This is a genomic window from Brevundimonas naejangsanensis, from assembly GCF_003627995.1.
In the GTDB taxonomy this organism is placed as follows: Bacteria; Pseudomonadota; Alphaproteobacteria; order Caulobacterales; family Caulobacteraceae; genus Brevundimonas; species Brevundimonas naejangsanensis_B.
In genome coordinates, this window is record NZ_CP032707.1 from 2,793,940 (window position 1) to 2,810,999 (window position 17,060).

20 protein-coding genes are annotated in these 17,060 nt (G+C 68.2%); 1 reads left to right on the forward strand and 19 read right to left on the reverse strand.

The genetic code is table 11. The annotated features are described in order from the left end of the window. Positions 1-45 precede the first annotated feature (45 nt). Together D8I30_RS13235 and D8I30_RS13240 are read right to left on the reverse strand one after the other, a co-directional pair. Entirely contained in the window at positions 46-573 is a 528-nt protein-coding gene (locus D8I30_RS13235) for a YceD family protein (protein WP_121483163.1), read from the reverse strand. Beyond that, positions 570-1,097, reverse strand: a complete 528-nt coding sequence (locus D8I30_RS13240; RefSeq protein WP_121483164.1) for a ubiquinol-cytochrome C chaperone family protein — start codon at positions 1,095-1,097, stop codon at positions 570-572. The genes D8I30_RS13235 and D8I30_RS13240 overlap by 4 nt, the downstream gene beginning before the upstream one ends. Positions 1,098-1,187: 90 nt before the next feature. Between D8I30_RS13240 and bamE the strand changes: the two genes are divergently transcribed. Next, on the forward strand, positions 1,188-1,667 hold the full coding sequence (gene bamE / locus D8I30_RS13245) for an outer membrane protein assembly factor BamE domain-containing protein (RefSeq protein ID WP_121483165.1): 480 nt from the start codon (positions 1,188-1,190) through the stop codon (positions 1,665-1,667). Positions 1,668-1,792: 125 nt separating this feature from the next. Here the strand turns inward: bamE and D8I30_RS13250 are convergent, their stop codons facing one another. The 17 genes from D8I30_RS13250 to gor form a co-directional block, all read right to left on the reverse strand. Further along, positions 1,793-3,943, reverse strand: a complete 2,151-nt coding sequence (locus D8I30_RS13250; RefSeq protein ID WP_121483166.1) for a sodium-translocating pyrophosphatase — start codon at positions 3,941-3,943, stop codon at positions 1,793-1,795. A gap of 182 nt (positions 3,944-4,125) precedes the next feature. Next, positions 4,126-4,557: a hypothetical protein gene (locus D8I30_RS13255; RefSeq protein WP_121483167.1), complete on the reverse strand. Its 432-nt coding sequence runs from the start codon at positions 4,555-4,557 to the stop codon at positions 4,126-4,128. A 73-nt stretch (positions 4,558-4,630) separates the two neighbouring features. After that, positions 4,631-5,620, reverse strand: a complete 990-nt coding sequence (gene thiL, locus D8I30_RS13260) for a thiamine-phosphate kinase (protein ID WP_121483544.1) — start codon at positions 5,618-5,620, stop codon at positions 4,631-4,633. Further along, positions 5,607-6,101: a transcription antitermination factor NusB gene (gene nusB / locus D8I30_RS13265; protein WP_121483543.1), complete on the reverse strand. Its 495-nt coding sequence runs from the start codon at positions 6,099-6,101 to the stop codon at positions 5,607-5,609. Before nusB ends, thiL begins: the two co-directional genes overlap by 14 nt. A 41-nt stretch (positions 6,102-6,142) precedes the next feature. Beyond that, complete coding sequence (gene ribH / locus D8I30_RS13270) at positions 6,143-6,604, reverse strand: 6,7-dimethyl-8-ribityllumazine synthase (RefSeq protein WP_121483168.1); 462 nt, start codon at positions 6,602-6,604, stop codon at positions 6,143-6,145. Continuing rightward, positions 6,601-7,734, reverse strand: a complete 1,134-nt coding sequence (gene ribB / locus D8I30_RS13275; protein ID WP_205570782.1) for a 3,4-dihydroxy-2-butanone-4-phosphate synthase — start codon at positions 7,732-7,734, stop codon at positions 6,601-6,603. Before ribB ends, ribH begins: the two co-directional genes overlap by 4 nt. Beyond that, positions 7,734-8,324 carry a riboflavin synthase gene (locus tag D8I30_RS13280; RefSeq protein ID WP_121483170.1) on the reverse strand — a complete coding sequence of 197 codons (591 nt, stop codon included), beginning with the start codon at positions 8,322-8,324 and terminating at the stop codon, positions 7,734-7,736. The genes ribB and D8I30_RS13280 overlap by 1 nt, the downstream gene beginning before the upstream one ends. Positions 8,325-8,399: 75 nt before the next feature. Beyond that, entirely contained in the window at positions 8,400-8,801 is a 402-nt protein-coding gene (locus D8I30_RS14985; RefSeq protein WP_430804916.1) for a RibD family protein, read from the reverse strand. Next, on the reverse strand, positions 8,735-9,157 hold the full coding sequence (locus D8I30_RS15150) for a RibD family protein (RefSeq protein WP_430804918.1): 423 nt from the start codon (positions 9,155-9,157) through the stop codon (positions 8,735-8,737). The genes D8I30_RS14985 and D8I30_RS15150 overlap by 67 nt, the downstream gene beginning before the upstream one ends. Continuing rightward, positions 9,157-9,630: a transcriptional regulator NrdR gene (gene nrdR, locus D8I30_RS13295; protein WP_121483171.1), complete on the reverse strand. Its 474-nt coding sequence runs from the start codon at positions 9,628-9,630 to the stop codon at positions 9,157-9,159. Before nrdR ends, D8I30_RS15150 begins: the two co-directional genes overlap by 1 nt. 12 nt (positions 9,631-9,642) lie before the next feature. Then, positions 9,643-10,926, reverse strand: coding sequence for a serine hydroxymethyltransferase (gene glyA, locus D8I30_RS13300; protein WP_121483172.1), 1,284 nt, complete (start codon positions 10,924-10,926; stop codon positions 9,643-9,645). Between the two features lie 250 nt (positions 10,927-11,176). Further along, entirely contained in the window at positions 11,177-11,374 is a 198-nt protein-coding gene (locus D8I30_RS13305) for a DUF6898 family protein (protein WP_240387250.1), read from the reverse strand. Then, a complete protein-coding gene (gene hemA, locus D8I30_RS13310) occupies positions 11,371-12,618 on the reverse strand; it encodes a 5-aminolevulinate synthase (protein WP_121483173.1) in 1,248 nt (415 codons plus the stop codon). Before hemA ends, D8I30_RS13305 begins: the two co-directional genes overlap by 4 nt. 309 nt (positions 12,619-12,927) lie before the next feature. Next, positions 12,928-13,845, reverse strand: coding sequence for a 3-hydroxyisobutyrate dehydrogenase (gene mmsB, locus D8I30_RS13315; protein ID WP_346426498.1), 918 nt, complete (start codon positions 13,843-13,845; stop codon positions 12,928-12,930). Positions 13,846-13,909: 64 nt separating this feature from the next. Then, positions 13,910-14,665 (reverse strand): class I SAM-dependent methyltransferase, encoded by a 756-nt coding sequence (locus D8I30_RS13320; RefSeq protein ID WP_121483175.1) that lies wholly within the window; start codon positions 14,663-14,665, stop codon positions 13,910-13,912. Between the two features lie 30 nt (positions 14,666-14,695). Then, positions 14,696-15,439, reverse strand: coding sequence for a class I SAM-dependent methyltransferase (locus tag D8I30_RS13325; protein WP_240387251.1), 744 nt, complete (start codon positions 15,437-15,439; stop codon positions 14,696-14,698). A 92-nt stretch (positions 15,440-15,531) separates the two neighbouring features. Continuing rightward, on the reverse strand, positions 15,532-16,917 hold the full coding sequence (gor, locus tag D8I30_RS13330; protein ID WP_121483176.1) for a glutathione-disulfide reductase: 1,386 nt from the start codon (positions 16,915-16,917) through the stop codon (positions 15,532-15,534). Positions 16,918-17,060: the final 143 nt, after the last annotated feature.

Below are 17,060 nucleotides of genomic sequence, written 5' to 3' on the forward strand. Positions count from 1 at the left end.
GACGAAAATGTCGCACCCCGTGGATGCAACCGGGGCGCCCTTAGGTCAACTCTTGTCCGAGCCGTCCGGCTTCAGCGCCCGCAGCACGCCGAAAGGCGAGATCTCGCCGGGCTCGGGCGGCTGCTCGAACACCGCGCCTTCCTTGCGGGGATAGGGGTCCAGGCACAGGGCCAACTGCTCCACGGCGTACTGGCCCAGGTCGATCTGGCCGTTCTCCACCACGTCGGGCGAATCATCGTCCAGCTCCAGGTCGATCTCGCCCTCTTCCAACGGGGGCGTGTCCGAGGCCTCGACCAGATTGATCTCGAAGCGTTCGTCGACATGGACCGGCAAGGGCTCCAGCGTCAGAACGCAGGACTGGACCGCATCGGCTGCGACGCGGCCGGTCAGCCGCCAGCCCGACACCGTCGCCGTGACCTCCAGGTCCGCCTCGAATCGATCCAGCGACTTCAGGTTCAGCGCCCGGGCGATGCGGACGCGCGCCTCGGCGTCCGGCTCCAGATGCCGGGAAAGGCCCGCTCCGATCTGGTGCAGGCGGACGGGGTCGCTGAAAGGCAGGGTGGGAATCGTCATGCGATGATCATGGCCCAGTCCGGCGCCTTTTCCACGGCGGAAGTCGCCTGGCGCGACAGCCGGTCATGCGATTCCAACGCGTAACGGGTCAGTTCGGCCCCGTCGGCGGGGTTTTCGCTCTCGAACACGTTGCGCGCGATCGAGGCCTGGAAGCCCGCGTGGTCGCCTTCGCGCAGCGCCTTCTCATAGGCGCTCATGCGGCCATAGAGCGCCTCGCCCAGCTTACGCATCTTCTTGCCGACCGAAACGTCGCCGACGCCCAGTTCACGCAGCACATTGTCCAGCGCCGAGACATAGGCGTCAAACACCTTCTGAGCCAGGTCGGCGCCGCGCTCGCCATCGGCCTTCATCCGCACGAACAGCAGCAGGACATGCAGGGTGTACAGTTCGAAGCGCGCGTCGATTCGGTCGGCCACGCCCAGGCGGGCGTAGAAATCGGGCTGGCGCGCCTGTTCGACCGCCAGGGCGTAAAGGCCCTGCGCATGCCGCTCTTGCGTCTGTCGTCTGAAGAGTGTCTTGAACATAGGATTTCACGGCCCCTTTTCCGCCGCGCCGTTGCACTAGGACGCAGCGACGGTTAGGTCAAAGACCTTGTTCCTAGAGGCCCATCGCCGATGCCCCGTTTTACGTCGCTCATCATCGCCGCCTCGCTCGCCGCCGCCGCGGGCGCCTGCGCCCCGGTCGTCGCCACCCAGGGGTTCCAGGCGGTGGACGCCAAGCCCCAGGATATCGAGGCCGGCGTCGACACCCGCGAGACCGTGCTGGCCAAGCTGGGCACGCCCTCGACGACCTCGACCTTCGAGACCGACAGCGTCTGGTACTACCTGACCCAGACGACGCAGCGCTACACCTATAACAAGCCCCAAGTGTCGCAGCGCTCGGTCACCGAGATCACCTTCGGCGAAGGCGGCGACAAGGTCGCCAGCGTGCGCACCCTGGGCCTGGAAGACGGCCGTCAGATCGCCATGGAGCGGCGCGAGACGCCGACCCGCGGCCGCCAGCTGACCATCCTCGAACAGCTGCTCGGCAACGTCGGCCGCGGCCAGCTGCCGCGCACCGAGGACGAAGTCCCCGGCCAGCGCCGCCCGGACTAAGGGCCCCTTTCGTCAGACTGCGGCGCCCCTCAAGCCGCGAACGACCGCGTCGCGCGCACAGGGTCCCAAAAGATAACGCCCCGGAGATCGCTCTCCGGGGCGTCTTTAGTTTCAGCGAAGCGTCCTTAGACGATCTTGCCGCTCGCCAGCACCGCCAGCAGCAGAAGCGCCACGATGTTGGTGATCTTGATCATGGGGTTCACCGCCGGACCCGAGGTGTCCTTGTAGGGATCGCCCACAGTGTCGCCGGTGACGGCGGCCTTGTGCGCTTCCGAGCCCTTACCGTGAACCACGCCGTTTTTGTCAGTGAAGCCTTCTTCGATCAGCTTCTTGGCGTTGTCCCAGGCGCCGCCGCCCGACGTCATGGAGATGGCGACGAACAGGCCCGTCACGATCACCCCCATCAGCATGGCCCCCAGCGCAGCGAAGGCGTTGGCCTTGTCCGGCTGGATGAACAGGATGACGACGAACAGGACGATCGGCGAGAGCACCGGCAGCAGCGACGGCACGATCATCTCGCGAATGGCCGCGCTGGTCAGGATGTCCACGGCCCGGCCGTATTCCGGCTTGGTCTGGAACGTCATGATGCCCGGGTTCTCGCGGAACTGACGACGCACCTCGGCCACGACGGCCTCGGCCGCGCGCCCAACCGCCGTCATCGCCAGCCCGCCGAACAGGAAGGGCAGAAGCCCCCCGAACAGCAGGCCGATCACGACATAAGGGTTGGACAGGTCAAAGGCGACCACGCCCAGTCCGTGGAAGAAGCTGCCCGGCTGCGCCTCGGCCGCGAAGAACTTGAGGTCCTCCACATAGGCCGCGAACAGCACCAGCGCCCCCAGGCCCGCCGAACCGATGGCGTAGCCCTTGGTCACGGCCTTGGTGGTGTTGCCCACCGCGTCCAGGGCGTCGGTTGAGACCCGGACTTCCGGCGGCAGACCCGCCATCTCGGCGATGCCGCCCGCGTTGTCGGTGACCGGACCGAAGGCGTCCAGCGCCACGATCATCCCCGCCACGCCCAGCATGGTCGTGGTGGCGATGGCGATGCCGAACAGGCCCGCCAGTTGGAAGGCTGCGACGATGCCCACGATGATGGTCAGCGCAGGCAGGGCCGTGGACTCCAGGGAGACAGCCAGGCCCTGGATCACATTGGTGCCGTGCCCCGAGACGGAGGCGTTGGCCACTGACTTCACCGGACGGAAGCCCGTGCCAGTGTAGTACTCGGTGATCACCACGATGGCCGCCGTGACCAGCAGGCCGACGACGCCCGACCAGAACAGGTTCATCGGCTGGATCAGCAGGCCGCCCGAGGTTTCGACCGCGCCGGGCAGCATGGAGCGGATCACCCACCAGACCGCCACGACCGAGAGGAGTCCGGTCACGACCAGCCCCTGGTACAGGGCGCCCATGATGTTGCCCCCCTTGCCCAGGCGGACAAAGAAGCTTCCGACGATCGAGGTCACGATGCAGACGCCGCAGATGGCCAGCGGCAGCAGCATCATCACGTCGACATAGGGCTGGTTGCGGAAGAAGATCGCCGCCAGAACCATGGTCGCCACGGTCGTGACGGCATACGTCTCGAACAGGTCGGCGGCCATGCCCGCACAGTCGCCGACGTTGTCGCCCACATTGTCCGCGATGGTGGCGGCGTTGCGGGGATCATCCTCTGGAATGCCGGCTTCGACCTTGCCCACCATGTCACCGCCCACGTCGGCCCCCTTGGTGAAGATGCCGCCGCCCAGTCGCGCGAAGATGGAGATCAGCGAGGCGCCGAAGCCCAGCGCCACCAGGCCGTCGACCACGGCGCGGCTGGTGCTTTCAAAGCCCATGCCCTGGGTCATGAAGGCGTAGTAGCCCGACACGCCCAGCAAGGCCCCACCCGCCACGAACATGCCCGTGATGGCCCCCGAGCGGAAGGCCAGGTCCAGTCCCTTGGACAGGCTCTGCGACGCCGCCTGGGCGGTGCGCACATTGGCCCGCACGGAGATCAGCATCCCCGCGAAGCCGGCCGCGCCCGACAGGACGGCGCCGATCAGGAAGCCGAGCGCCGCCCATGGCCCGATAAGAAAAAAGGCCGCGACCAAGATCACGACCCCGACAATGCCAATCGTTGTGTACTGACGCTTCAGATAAGCGGAGGCGCCTTCCTGGATCGCCGCGGCGATCTCACGCATCCGTTCACTACCACTGTCGGCCTTCATCAAGGCAGCGGTCTGGACGGCGCCGTAAAGCACCCCCAGCGCGCCGGCCGCGATGACCAGCCAAAGATATGACGTCATGGCGTTTCCAAGCCCTATGCAACTAAGCGCGCGGTTCCATGGGCATTGCTACGGGCGATTTTCGCCTCTCGGCCGCCTTCCGGTCCCCCCGTGCGCGTACAGACGCGAATTCACGCCCCTCGGGAATTGCGGCTAAATCGTGCCAAATGCGGCGGCGTGGCGCAACAGCGCTCTTTGGACCCCTACGCGCCCCGGACTCCAGCCCTGCGGCGCGCCGCCTGGCTGGCGATCTCGACCCGCGTCACCGCGCCAGGACCGATCAGCCGCGCGGCCGAGCGAATCAGGCTGGCGCTCAGCGCCGCCTCATCCAGGCGGGTCCAGTCGTCCTTGAGTACGAAGGGCGTGGCGTGCCCGGCGCGCACCAGAGCGTCGCGCAGATGGGGCTCCTTGGCGCGCACCGCCTCGGGCGACTGCCCGGGTCCCAGGTGCAGCTTCAGGGCGATGAAGACGTAGTTGCGGACCCGGCCGTCGACGATCACGGGCAGGCCCACCCCCGTCAGGTCGACGACCGCCGGCCCCGGATCGGCCGCCGGCTCGCTGGCGCGCGCGACGCCCGCCGCGCCCCCAGCGGTCAAAAGGGCGAATGCGGTCTGGAGGAACCTGCGGCGTTGCATTCGACGAACATCGCTCCTGCGCGTTAGCAATCCGTTGCGTCTAGCGCGTCTTCAACGCCCGCAACCGCTGCGCCTAGTCGTGCGTCCAGCCGGTGCGAGTCGGGGTGATCTCCTGGCCGTGATAGCGCACCGACAGGCCCTGCCCGGCCGTCACGCGCCCGACCCGCGTCAGGCGCAGATGGCGTCGCTCCGCCTCGCGGCGCAGGGCGTTCTCGGCGCCCGCCGGGGCGGTCAGCAGGATTTCGTAGTCGTCCCCGCCGGAGGCCAGAAGCTCCAGCGCCGCCTGGGGATCGACCCTCCCGTCGAACCAGGCCTGAGCGGCCGCCGACATGGGCAGGACCTCCAGGTCGATTTCGATGCCCACGCCGCTGGCCTCGGCGATGTGGCCCGCGTCGGCCAGAAGGCCGTCGGAGACGTCGGCGCTGGCGGTGGCCAGGCCCAGGACCACGGGGGCGAACTCCACGCGCGGCATGGGGGTGCGATAGGCGGCCTCCAGCGCATCGCGACGCTCGGGCTCCAGCGTCAGGGTCGCCTGGGCGGCCTGCAGCCCCAGCCAGCCGTCGCCGATCGTGCCGGTGACAAACAGCAGGTCGCCCGGCCGCGCCCCGGCCCGGCTGACGGCGGCGCCCGACGGCGCCCAGCCCATCATGGTGGCCGAGAAGCTGGCCGGTCCCGGCGTCTTCACCGTGTCACCGCCCAGCAGGGAAATGTCGAAGATGGCCTGGTCGCGCCTCAGGCCGGAGACGAAGGCCTCGCGCTCGGGCCAGCCGCAGCGCTCGGACCAGTGGCAGGCCAGGAGGTAGCCGAACGGTTCGGCCCCCTTTGCGGCCAGATCGGACAGGTTCACCCGCAGCAGCTTCTGAGCCACCGTGTCCAGCGGATCGTCGGGCAGGAAGTGGACGCCCTCGACGATGGCGTCCTTGGTCAGCACTAGGTCGTGCCCCGGACGCGAGGGCAGCACGGCCACGTCGTCGGCCAGCCCCCTCGCCCATTCCGGGTGGGCCAGCGGCTTCAGCAGCCGCTGGATGGTCTCGAATTCGCCGGCGACGTCAATCGCGGGCATCGCGCGCCACGCCGTCAAGCGCCGCGTTCACGAACTTCGCCTCCGCGTCGTCGAAGAAGGCCTTGGCCAGTTCGACGTATTCGTCGATGACGATCTCGCGCGGGACCTCGGGCTTGTGCAGCAGCTCCCACGCGCCGCAGCGCAGCAGGGCGCGCAGGGTCGCGTCGAGACGCTCCAGACGCCAGTTGGACGCCAGACGGGCCTTGATGGCCTCATCGACGCCGCGCTGATGCTCGACCACGCCGTGGACCGTGTCCGAGAACCAGTCCTCGTCGGCCTCGGCCAGGGGCTGGCCCTCGATGTCGGCGTCGAAACGGAAGTTGCGGAACTCGCTGACCACGGTCTCCACACCCTCCCCCGCCAGTTCCATCTGGTACAGGGCCTGGACGGCGGCCAGACGCGCGACCGTGCGGGCCCGGCGCTGGCGCGACGACAGCTGGGGCTCGGCGCGGGCCTTCTCGGCCTCGGCCAGTTGCGCCATCACCTCGGCGACGGTGGCGGGGGCGGTCTTCGGGGCTTCGCTCACGAGGCCAGTCCTCCGCGCAGACGCTTGCGCAATTCGATCAGGTCCAGGCAGGCGCGCGCGGCGCCGCCGCCCTTGTCGCCTTCGCTGATGCGGGCGCGGGCCCAGGCCTGATCCTCGTCCTCGGTCGTCAGGATGCCGTTGCCGATGGCCAGACCCTTGAGGCCCAGCTGGGTGATGCCGGCGGCCGACTGATCCGAGACGATCTCGAAGTGATAGGTCTCGCCGCGGATCACGCAGCCCAGGGCGACATAGCCGTCATAGCGCGGCGCGGTCGGATAGCGGCCGGCTTCCTCGGCCATGGCGATGGCCGTGGGCACCTCCAGGGCGCCGGGCACGGTCACGACGTCGAACTGGACGCCCTGCGCGCGCAAGGTGTCCTTCGCCCCTTCCAGAAGGGCGTCGGCCAGTTCGTCATAAAAGCGCGCCTCGACGATGAGGACGCGGGTGGGATCGTTCAGGATTGGTCTTCTCCGTCCATGTCGCGCCAGCCCACGATACGCAGGCCGTAGCCTTCCAGCGCCGTCGGATTGGGACGAGTCGAACTCATGATGATCATGTCGCGGACGCCGAGATCCAGCAGGATCTGGGCGCCGACGCCATAGGCCTTGATCGCGCGATCAGCAGCGGCGGGCTTGTCGCCCCCGACCAGCCGCTCGGACAGCCGGTGCAGGCCGGGATCGCGCAGGAAGACGGCCACGCCGGGGCCGTCGTTGCTGCTCAGCGCCTTGAGGGCGCGAGGGATGTAGTCCTGGCGGGCCTCGACGTGGCCCAGCAGGTCGGCGGCGAAGTCGATCTGGTGCATGCGCACCACGGTCGGCTTGGCCGGGTCGATGTCGCCATGGACCAGGGCGATGTGCTCGGCGCCCTCAATGGTGTTCTTATAGACGATCATGCGGAACGGCCCGCCGTGGACGCTCTCGAACGGCGTGTCCAGCACGCGCTCGACGAAGCGCTCGGTGCGGCGGCGATAGGCGATCAGGTCGGCGATGGTGCCGATCTTCAGCCCGTGCAGCTGGGCGAAGGCGATCAGGTCGGGCATCCGCGCCATCGTCCCGTCGTCCTTGATGATCTCGCAGATCACCCCGGCCGGGGTCAGGCCGGCCATGCGGCTGATGTCCACGGCCGCCTCGGTATGGCCGGTGCGGACCAGGACGCCGCCGTCGCGCGCGACCAGGGGGAAGATGTGGCCCGGCGAGACGATGTCGTCCGGCCCCTTGGTCGGGTCGGCCGCCACCTGGACCGTGCGGGCGCGGTCGGCGGCGCTGATGCCGGTCGTCACGCCTTCCTTGGCCTCGATCGAGATGGTGAAGGCCGTGCCCATGCTCTCGCGGTTTTCGGCGGCCATCGGCGGCAGGCGCAGCTGCTTGGCCCGCTCGGCCGTCATGGCCAGGCAGACCAGGCCCCGCGCGTGCTTGATCATGAAGTTGATCTGATCCGGCGTCGCGAACTGGGCCGGAATGATGATGTCGCCCTCGTTCTCGCGATCCTCGGCGTCGACCAGGATGTAGGGCCGCCCGTTGCGGGCGTCCTCGATGATGTCCTCGATCGGGCTGATGGGGCTGTCGTTCATATTGGCTGCCAGTTGCATCACGCCGTCTCCTGCCACCGCGCGAGATAACGCGCCAGCATGTCGATCTCCAGATTGACCTTCTCGCCGACCATCAGGCCGCCGAGGGTCGTCGCATCCCACGTGTGCGGAATGATGTTCACGTCGAAGCGGCGGTCTTGCACCCCATTCACCGTCAGGGAAACCCCATCGACGGTGATTGAGCCCTTCGGGGCGATGAATCTGTGCAGAGGCGCCGGCGCCTCGATGACGATGCGGCGCGATCCGCCCTCGGGCGTGACGGAGATCACCTCGCCCAGGCCGTCGACGTGACCCGAGACGATGTGGCCGCCCAGTTCGTCGCCCAGCTTGGCCGCGCGCTCCAGATTGACGCGAGCGCCCTCGGCCCAGTCGCCCAGTTTCGTCTTCGACAGGGTCTCGCCCGAGACCTCAACCGCGAACCAGCCCTCGCCCTTCTCCGTCACGGTCAGGCAGCAGCCCGCGTGGCTGATCGAGGCGCCCAGGTCGATGCTGGCCGTGTCCCACACGGTCTCGATCTCATAGCGACGATCGCGGTCGGTTTGGCGGACGCTGCGGACGCGGCCGATGTCGGTGACGATGCCGGTGAACATGAAAGCTCCGGTCCCTTCGGACCCAAAAAACAGAGTCTAATTAGTCTAATTCGTCTGAAATCGACCGAGAGGACGTCACGCTCGCGCGTAGCGTTCCCATAGGTCGTCTCCGACGGGCTCGACGCCCAGACGACGGAACTTGGGGGCGTCGGCCAGCTTTGCAAGCGCCAGCGACGCGACGCAGGGCCTGCCCTCCCCGCCCAGCAGGATCGGGGCGCGGAACCATTCGATGGCGTCCACCGCGCCCGCCTGGATGAAGGAGGCGACGACGCGGCCCCCGCCCTCGATCAGGACGGAGCGGATGTCGCGGGCCGAGAGGGCGTCGAGGACGGCGGCGATGGCGGGGCGGCCGTCGGCGGCAGCGACGCTCACGACCTCGGCCTGACCGATGGGGCGCGGCGCGGCGGTCGTCAGGATGAGGGTGTTGCCGCTGGCGACCTTGGCCGTCGCGGGGGTGCGAAGACGGCTGTCCAGCACGACACGCAGCGGATTCCTTCTCCCCTCGTGGGAGAAGGTGGGCGGCGGAGCCGCTCGGATGAGGGGACGCCGGATGCGTCCTCGACGTCCAGTGATGCGTGCGCTGAACCCGCCCCCTCATCCGTCATGCTCCGCACGACACCTTCTCCCACGAGGGGAGAAGGAAGACGGACGGTCAGCTCCGGATCATCGGCCAGCACCGTCTCGACGCCGACCAGAATGGCGTCATGCGTCGCGCGCAGGCGGTGGCCCTGCTGGCGCGCCTCGGGGCCGGTGATCCACTGGCTTTCGCCCGTGGCCGTGGCGATGCGGCCGTCGAGCGACGTGGCCAGCTTCAGGGTGACGCGCGGACGCATCAGTCCTGACCGGACTTGGTCTCGTCGAAGCCCTCGTCGCCCAGGAACTTGGCGAAGTCGTCCGTGTGGCGGAAATCCTTGTAGACCGAGGCGTAGCGGACGTAGGCGACCTCATCGACCGACTTCAGCGCCTTCATGATGAAGTCGCCCACGATGCTGGACGGGATCTCGGTCTCGCCCAGGCTTTCCAGCTGGCGCACGATGCGGCTGACCAGTTGCTCGACCTGCTCGGGCTGCACCGGGCGCTTGCGCAGGGCGATGCCTAGGGAGCGTTCCAGCTTGTCCCGGTCGAAGGGGGTGCGGCGGCCGTTGCGCTTCAGAATCATCAGCTCGCGCAGCTGCACCCGCTCGAAGGTGGTGAAGCGCCCCCCGCACTGCGGGCACGACCGACGGCGCCGGATGGCCGCGCCGTCGTCAGACGGGCGGCTGTCCTTCACCTGGGTGTCGGCGTTTCCGCAGAAGGGGCACTTCATCCGGTCGGTCCCTTAGCGATAGATCGGGAAGCGCGCGGTCAGCTCGCGCACCTGGGCGGCGACGCCCGCGACGACGGCCGGATCGGCTTCATCGCCGCCATTCATCGAGGAGACGACGTCGGCGATCCAGTGGCCGATCTGCTTGAACTCTTCCTCGCCGAAGCCGCGCGTGGTGCCGGCCGGGGTGCCCAGGCGGACGCCCGAGGTGACGGTGAAGGGCGCGGTGTCGAACGGCACGCCGTTCTTGTTGCAGGTCATCAGGGCCTTCTCGAGCTCATGCTCGGTGGCCTTGCCGGTCACGCCCTTGGGACGCAGGTCGACCAGCATCAGGTGGCTGTCGGTGCCGCCCGAGACGATGGCTAGGCCGCGCTCGACCAGAACGGCCGCCAGGGCCTGGGCGTTCTTGACGACCTGCTGGGCGTAGAGCTTGAACTCGGGCTTCAGCGCCTCGCCGAAGGCCACGGCCTTGGCGGCGATGACGTGCTCCAGCGGGCCGCCCTGCAGGCCGGGGAAGACGGCCGAGTTGATCTTCTTGCCCAGGTCCAGGTCGTTGGACAGGATCATGCCGCCGCGCGGGCCGCGCAGGGTCTTGTGCGTCGTGGTGGTGACGACGTGGGCGTGCGGGATCGGGTCGGGATAGACGCCACCGGCGATCAGGCCGGCGTAGTGGGCCATGTCGACCATCAGATAGGCGCCGACCGAGTCCGCGATCTCGCGGAAGCGCTTGAAGTCGATGTGACGCGAATAGGCCGAGGCGCCGGCCAGGATCAGCTTGGGCTTCTCCTTCTGGGCCATTTCGGCGACGTGGTCATAGTCGATCAGATGGGTGTCTTCGTGGACCTTGTAGGTCACGGGGCGGAACCACTTGCCCGACTGGTTGGCGGGCGAACCGTGGGTCAGGTGGCCGCCGCAGGCCAGGTCCATGCCCAGGAAGGTGTCGCCGGGCTGCAGCAGGGAGAAGAAGACGGCCTGGTTGGCCTGGGCGCCCGAGTGAGGCTGGACGTTGGCGAAGGCGGCGCCGAACAGCTCCTTGGCGCGCTCGCGGGCCAGGTCTTCGGTGATGTCGACGAATTCGCAGCCGCCGTAGTAGCGGCGGCCCGGATAGCCCTCGGCGTATTTGTTGGTCAGGACCGAGCCCTGCGCGTCCAGCACCGCCTGGGAGACGATGTTCTCGGAGGCGATCAGCTCGATCTGCTCCTTCTGGCGGCCAAGCTCGCCCTGGATGCCCTTGAAGATCGCCGGATCAGCGTCGGCGAGGCTCTTGGAGAAATACGAGTCGTGGGTGAAGGCGGTCACTGGCAGGCATCCCGAAGGCTGAAGGCGGAAACGGCGCTCCCTTCTAGGCCGCGCCGCCCGACACCACAACATCTAGGGGGTCTTCCCGTCCATGCTCCCCTACCCGCTCATACCGGCGAAGGCCGGGATCCAGATGCAAGAACCAACGGCTCGTCGTTGAAACGCGGAGCGTCGCCCGAATTACTCAAGGACGAGTCATACGATCTGGATCCCGGCCTTCGCCGGGACGAGCGACAGGGAGAGGGTCAGTTCAGCGCTGTGACAACGCCCGCTTCAGCTTGGCGATCGCCACGCGTTCGACGGCGCGCGGCTCAGCGGCCGGGCCGATGGCGGAGACCTCGACGCCGGTCGCCGCGTGGACGGCCGAGCATTTCACATAGGGGCCGTTGCGGACGAACTCGACGATGACTTCGCCCAATTCTGGGCCCAGGTCGGGATCAGCCGTCACGCCGCAACCGGACGCCGCGCCACGTTGCAATGCGACCAGAGCTTGTCCATCGCGTCGACCAGCTTGTCGATCATGCCGTCGTCATGATCCGGCGACGGGGTGAAGCGCAGGCGCTCGGTCCCCTTGGGCACGGTCGGATAATTGATCGGCTGGACGTAGATGCCGAAGTCTTCCAGCAGCATGTCCGAGATCAGCTTGCAGTGCACCGGATTGCCGACGTGGACCGGGACGATGTGGCTGACGCTGGGCAGGACGGGGATGCCCGCCTCAGCCAGGCGGCGCTTCAGGGTGGCGGCGCGCTCCTGATGAGCGGCGCGCAGCTCCGGGTGAGCCTTGAGGTGGCGGACGGAGGCCAGAGCGCCGGCGGTCAGGGCCGGCGGCAGGCTGGTGGTGAAGATGAAGCCCGAGGCCCAGCTGCGCACGGCGTCCACGATCACCGCGTCGGCGGCGATGTAGCCGCCCATGACGCCGATGGCCTTGCCCAAGGTGCATTCCACGATGTCGATGCCGCCCAGGACGCCGTCACGCTCGGCCACGCCGGCGCCGGTCGCGCCGTACAGGCCCACGGCGTGGACCTCGTCCAGATAGGTCAGGGCGCCGTACTTCCTGGCCAGGGCGATGGTGCCCGCCAGGTCGGCGATGTCGCCGTCCATCGAATAGACGCTCTCGAAGGCGATCAGCTTGGGCGCGTCGGCGGGCGCGGCGGCCAGCAGTTCTTCGAGGTGTTCGAGGTCGTTGTGGCGGAAGATGTGGCGTTCGCCGCCGCCGTTGCGGATGCCCGCGATCATGGAGGCGTGGTTCAGCGCGTCGGAGAAGATGATCAGCCCCGGCAGGATCTTCTGCAGGGTCGACAGGGTCGCCTCATTGGCCACATAGCCCGAGGTGAACAGCAGGGCAGCTTCCTTCTGGTGCCAGCTGGCCAGTTCGGCCTCCAGGTCCACCGCCGAGCGCGTGGTGCCCGAGATGTTGCGCGTGCCGCCGGCGCCGGCGCCGGTCTCGCCGACCTCGACCTGCATGGCCTCGATCACCGCCGGATGCTGGCCCATGCCCAGGTAGTCGTTGGAGCACCAGACGACGACCTCCTGCTCGGAGCCGTCGGCGCGGCGCCGCACCGCCTTCGGAAACTGGCCGCGAACGCGCTTCAGATCGGCGAAGACACGATAACGGCCTTCACTGCGGACCTGATCCACAGAGTTCTGAAAGGCGGACTTATAGTCGAACAAGGCGGCGCTTCTTTCGCTCATGCAGCTTTTGCCGCCTAATTGCGCGCGCCGCCCCGTGATGTCCATGTCAGGAGCCGGACAAAACGTCTCAACCCCTTAAATGATAACGGTTCTCAGCTTAGTGACCCGCGGTCGTCGGCCCTGCGGGACCTCCCGATCCGACGCGGGCTTCTCCTCCCCATGCAATGGGGAGGTGGATCGGACGCGACGGAGGGGCCGCTTGGTTCCGCTGACGGAAGCCCCTCCACCGCGTAGCCTGTCCTCGGGCTTGCCGAAGGCAAGACCCGGGGGCGGTCCCCCTCCCCACAAAGTGGGGAGGAAAGCCTTGGGTCAGTTCAGCGTATCGATCCGCCCGCGCAGCATCTGCACCATGGCCGAGAAATCCTTGCCGCCATAGCCGAGGCCGTTGAACAGGGCGTAGAGGGCCTCGGCCTGGGCGCCCAGCGGGGTCGTGGCGCCGGCCTTGGCGGCGGCGTCCTGGGCCAGCTTGAGGTCCTTCAGCATCATGGCGGAGGCGAAGCCGCCGTCGTAGTCGCGATTCGAGGGAGCCGTCGGCACCGGGCCGGCCCAGGGATAGTAGCTGGTCACGCTCCAGCACTGGCCCGAGGACTTCGACGCGATCTCGAAGAAGCGCTCCGGCTCCAGGCCCAGCTTCTCGGCCAGGGCGATGGCCTCGCACGTGCCGATCATCGAAATGCCGAGCAGCATGTTGTTGCAGATCTTGGCCGCCTGCCCCGCGCCGTGGTCGCCCGCGCGGATGGTGATGCGGCTCATCGGCTCCAGCGCCGGTTCGACGCGGGCGAAGTCGGCCTCGTCGCAGCCGACCATGAAGGCCAGGGTCCCGGCGTCGGCGGCCGCCGTGCCGCCCGAGACGGGGGCGTCGGCGAAGGCGTAGCCCGCCTCCTTGGCCAGACCGGCGACCTTGCGCGCCGTCTCGACGTCGATGGTCGAGCAGTCCAGCAGCAGGGCGCTGGACGGCGCGGCGCCGATGATCTGGTCCGAATAGACGCTGAGGACGTGCGGCCCGGCGGGCAGCATGGTGATGACCACCTCGGCGTCCTTGACCGCCTCGGCGACCGAGCCGACGGTGCGGCAGCCAGCTTCGGCGGCGCGCTCCAGGGCGGCGGCCGACAGGTCGAAGGCGGCGACCTCGTGCCCGGCCTTGGCCTGGTTGGCGGCCATGCCGCCGCCCATGTTGCCCAGGCCGATGAAGGCGATGCGAGTCATCTGAACGTTTCCCTTATGGATTTTGGCCGAGCGTTAGCGCCGCCGGCTCCGCTTCGCCAGTCACCAATTCGAGACGCGCGCCTTCTCAACCCGGCTTCCTGAAGCGCAGCATGAATTGGCTGGTGCGTCCGCGAATGGACGGGTCGAAGACATTGGCGGTGCGGGGATCGTCGGTCCGGGCCAGAAGGTCGCTCGAGCCGTCCAGAACGAAGCCCGCCGCCTCGACCTCGCGCCGGACCTGATCCACGTCGATGCGGTGCAGGCTGTCGACGGCCGCCAGGCCCGATTCCGGCTCCGCGTCGTGGTCGATGATCACATAGAGGCCGCCGGGCTTCAGCGCCTCGAAGGCCGCCGCATTGACCCTGGCCGCCGTGTCCTCGGCGAAGGCCTTCAGGTGCAGGTCGTGATAATTCTGGGCGGTGAAGACCAAGTCCAGGTCTTTCGGCCATTCGGGCGCGCCCAGCGGGACGCTGACGGCCTCGACGTTGTCCAGGGCGGCGGCGGCGGCCAACGCCTCGCCGTAGCTGGCCTGGAAGCCGATGAACTCGGCGGGCTGCCAGGCGACGACTTGGCCCTCGGGCCCGACGGCGGCCGAGAACAGGCGCGTGAAATAGCCGCCGCCGATGATCATGTCGGCGATCTTCTGGCCCGGCTGCACCTGGGCGAAGGCCAGGGTGTCGGCGGCGTGGCGCGCCGTGTCGCGCTCCCGATCCTCGGTCGTGCGGATCGGGCTGGCCAGGACGGCCTCATAGGCCTCGGGCGCCGTCTGGGCCGAGGCGACGCCGAGGGGCGCGGCTACGGCCAGCGAGGCGGCGACGGCGAATACGAGGAAGGAACGCATGGGCTACTCCTCCTGTGATGGGCCCCGCTCTCAGCGCGGCTTGCGGAAGCGATAGACAAACTGGTCGGTCCTGCCCCGGATCGCCTCGTCGAAGACGTTCAGGCTGTGGTCGTCGGCCGGGTTGGCGACGGCGGTGCTTTCGCCCTCGAAGACGAAGCCGGCGGCCTCGACCTCGCGACGCAGCTGGGCGCCCTCGATCCGGTGCAGTGTCTCGACGACGCTGTTGGCGGCGCCGGGCGCGGCCTGGTGGTCGATGACGACATAGAGGCCGCCGGGCTTCAACGCCTTGAAGATGTCGGCGTTCATCCTGGCCACGTCCACGCCGAACCGGGGGATGTGGAAGTCGTGGTATTCCTGGCTCATGAAGACCAGATCCAGCGGCTGGTCGAAGCTCATGGCGTCCAGGTCGCCGTTAACGCGGCTGACGTTGGGATAGGCGGCGACCAGGGCGTCGGCGCGCGGATTCTCGCGCTCGGCCGTGCGGTTCGGCACGAAGGCATAGACGTGGCCGCCCTCGCCCACGACGCGCGCGAACAGGCGGGTGAAATAGCCCGCGCCGGGGCGGATGTCGGCGATCTTCTGGCCCGGCTTCACCTCGGCGAAGGCCAGCATCTCAGCGGGGTGGCGCAGCGGGTCGCGCGCGACCTCGTCGGCCGGGCGCAGGCTGTCGGCGACCGCGGCCTGATAGGCGGGCGCGGCGGCGTTTTGCGCCAGGGCGGGCGCGCCGGCCAGAAGCAGGGCGGAGACGGCGGCGGCGAGCAGATACGGCTTCATGGGACCTTCCAGGACTCTGCGCCCCTTCGCCGGGGCATGCTTCGCCATAAGGCGCGTGGATCGGACGGCTGGCAAGCCGCCCGATGCGCGGATCAGCCCGCGGCCATGGAGGTCGGCGCCTGCTTCTCCTTCAGGGTGACCAGTTCCTCGGCCATGGTCGGATGGACGGCGCAGGTGGCGTCCCACTGGGCCTTGGTCAGGCCCGCCTTCACGGCGATGGCGGCCAGCTGAATCATTTCCGGGCTGTCGGGGCCGACGATGTGGCAGCCGACGACGCGCTGGCTGTCGGCGTCGACCACCAGCTTCATCAGGACGCGCTCGTCCGAGCCGGTGAAGGCGTACTTCATCGGGCGGAAGCGGGTGACATAGACGTCGACCCCGCCCGAGCAGGCCTGACGCGCCTCATGCTCGGTCAGGCCGACGGTGCCGACCGGCGGCTGGCTGAAGACGGCGGTGGCCACGGCCTCGTAGTCGAAGCTCTGCGGATTGTCCTTGAACACCGTTTCGTGAAAGGCCACGCCCTCGCGGATGGCGACAGGGGTCAGGTTCATGCGGTCGGTGACGTCGCCGATGGCCCAGATATTGTCGGCGGTGGTCTTGGAGAACCGATTGACCTTGATGGCGCCGTCGTCGTTCAACTCCACCCCAGCGGCCTCCAGACCCAGGTCCTGGACATAGGGGACGCGGCCGGTGGCGAACATGACCACGTCGGTCTCGATCGCCATGCCGTTCTCGAGGTGGTTGATCAGGCCGGTCTCGGTCTTCTCGATCGACGTGTGCTGACAACCCAGGATGACCTTGATGCCGCGCTTCTCGATCTCGCCCGCCAGGTGAGCGCGCACGTCGTCGTCGAAGCCGCGCAGGATGTTCGGGCCGCGATAGATCAGGGTCGTCTCGACGCCCAGGCCGGCGAAAATGCCCGCGAACTCCACCGCGATATAGCCCCCGCCCGCGATCAGGATGCGCTTGGGCAGTTCCGGCAGGTGGAAGGCCTCTTCCGAAGTGATGGCGTGTTCAATGCCCGGCACGCTGTCAGGCTTCCACGGGCGGCCGCCGGTGGCGATCAGGATTTTCTCGGCGGTGATGGTCTGGTTCTTGCCGACAATCTCAACGGTGTGGGCGTCCTTCAGCACGGCGCGGCCGTGGACCAGATCAACGCCCGCCTTGCCCAGGTTGGCGGCGTAGATACCCGACAGGCGGGCGATCTCGACGTCCTTGGCCTGGAGGAAGGTCGGCCAGGCGAACTTGGCGCCTTCAAAGGACCAGCCGTAGCCCTCGGCGATCTCCAGGGCGTGGCTGACCTCGGAGGCCATGACCATGAACTTCTTGGGCACGCAGCCGCGGATCACACAGGTGCCGCCGACCCGATACTCTTCGGCGATGGCGACCTTCTTGCCGCCGAGCGCGGTCAGCCGCGCCGCCCGCACCCCGCCCGAACCGGCGCCGATGACGAAGAGGTCGTAGTCGTATTGAGTCATCGGGGTCTCCGGCAATCAGACTCGAAAAACAGAGTCCAATTCGTCTGAATCGTCTGAAATCCGCCCGGCTATGCCGTGGCGCTGCCCCGACTTAGGCGCCGGGGCGCGAGGGGGCAAGGCGGGGCTGTCCGCTTACGGCTGGC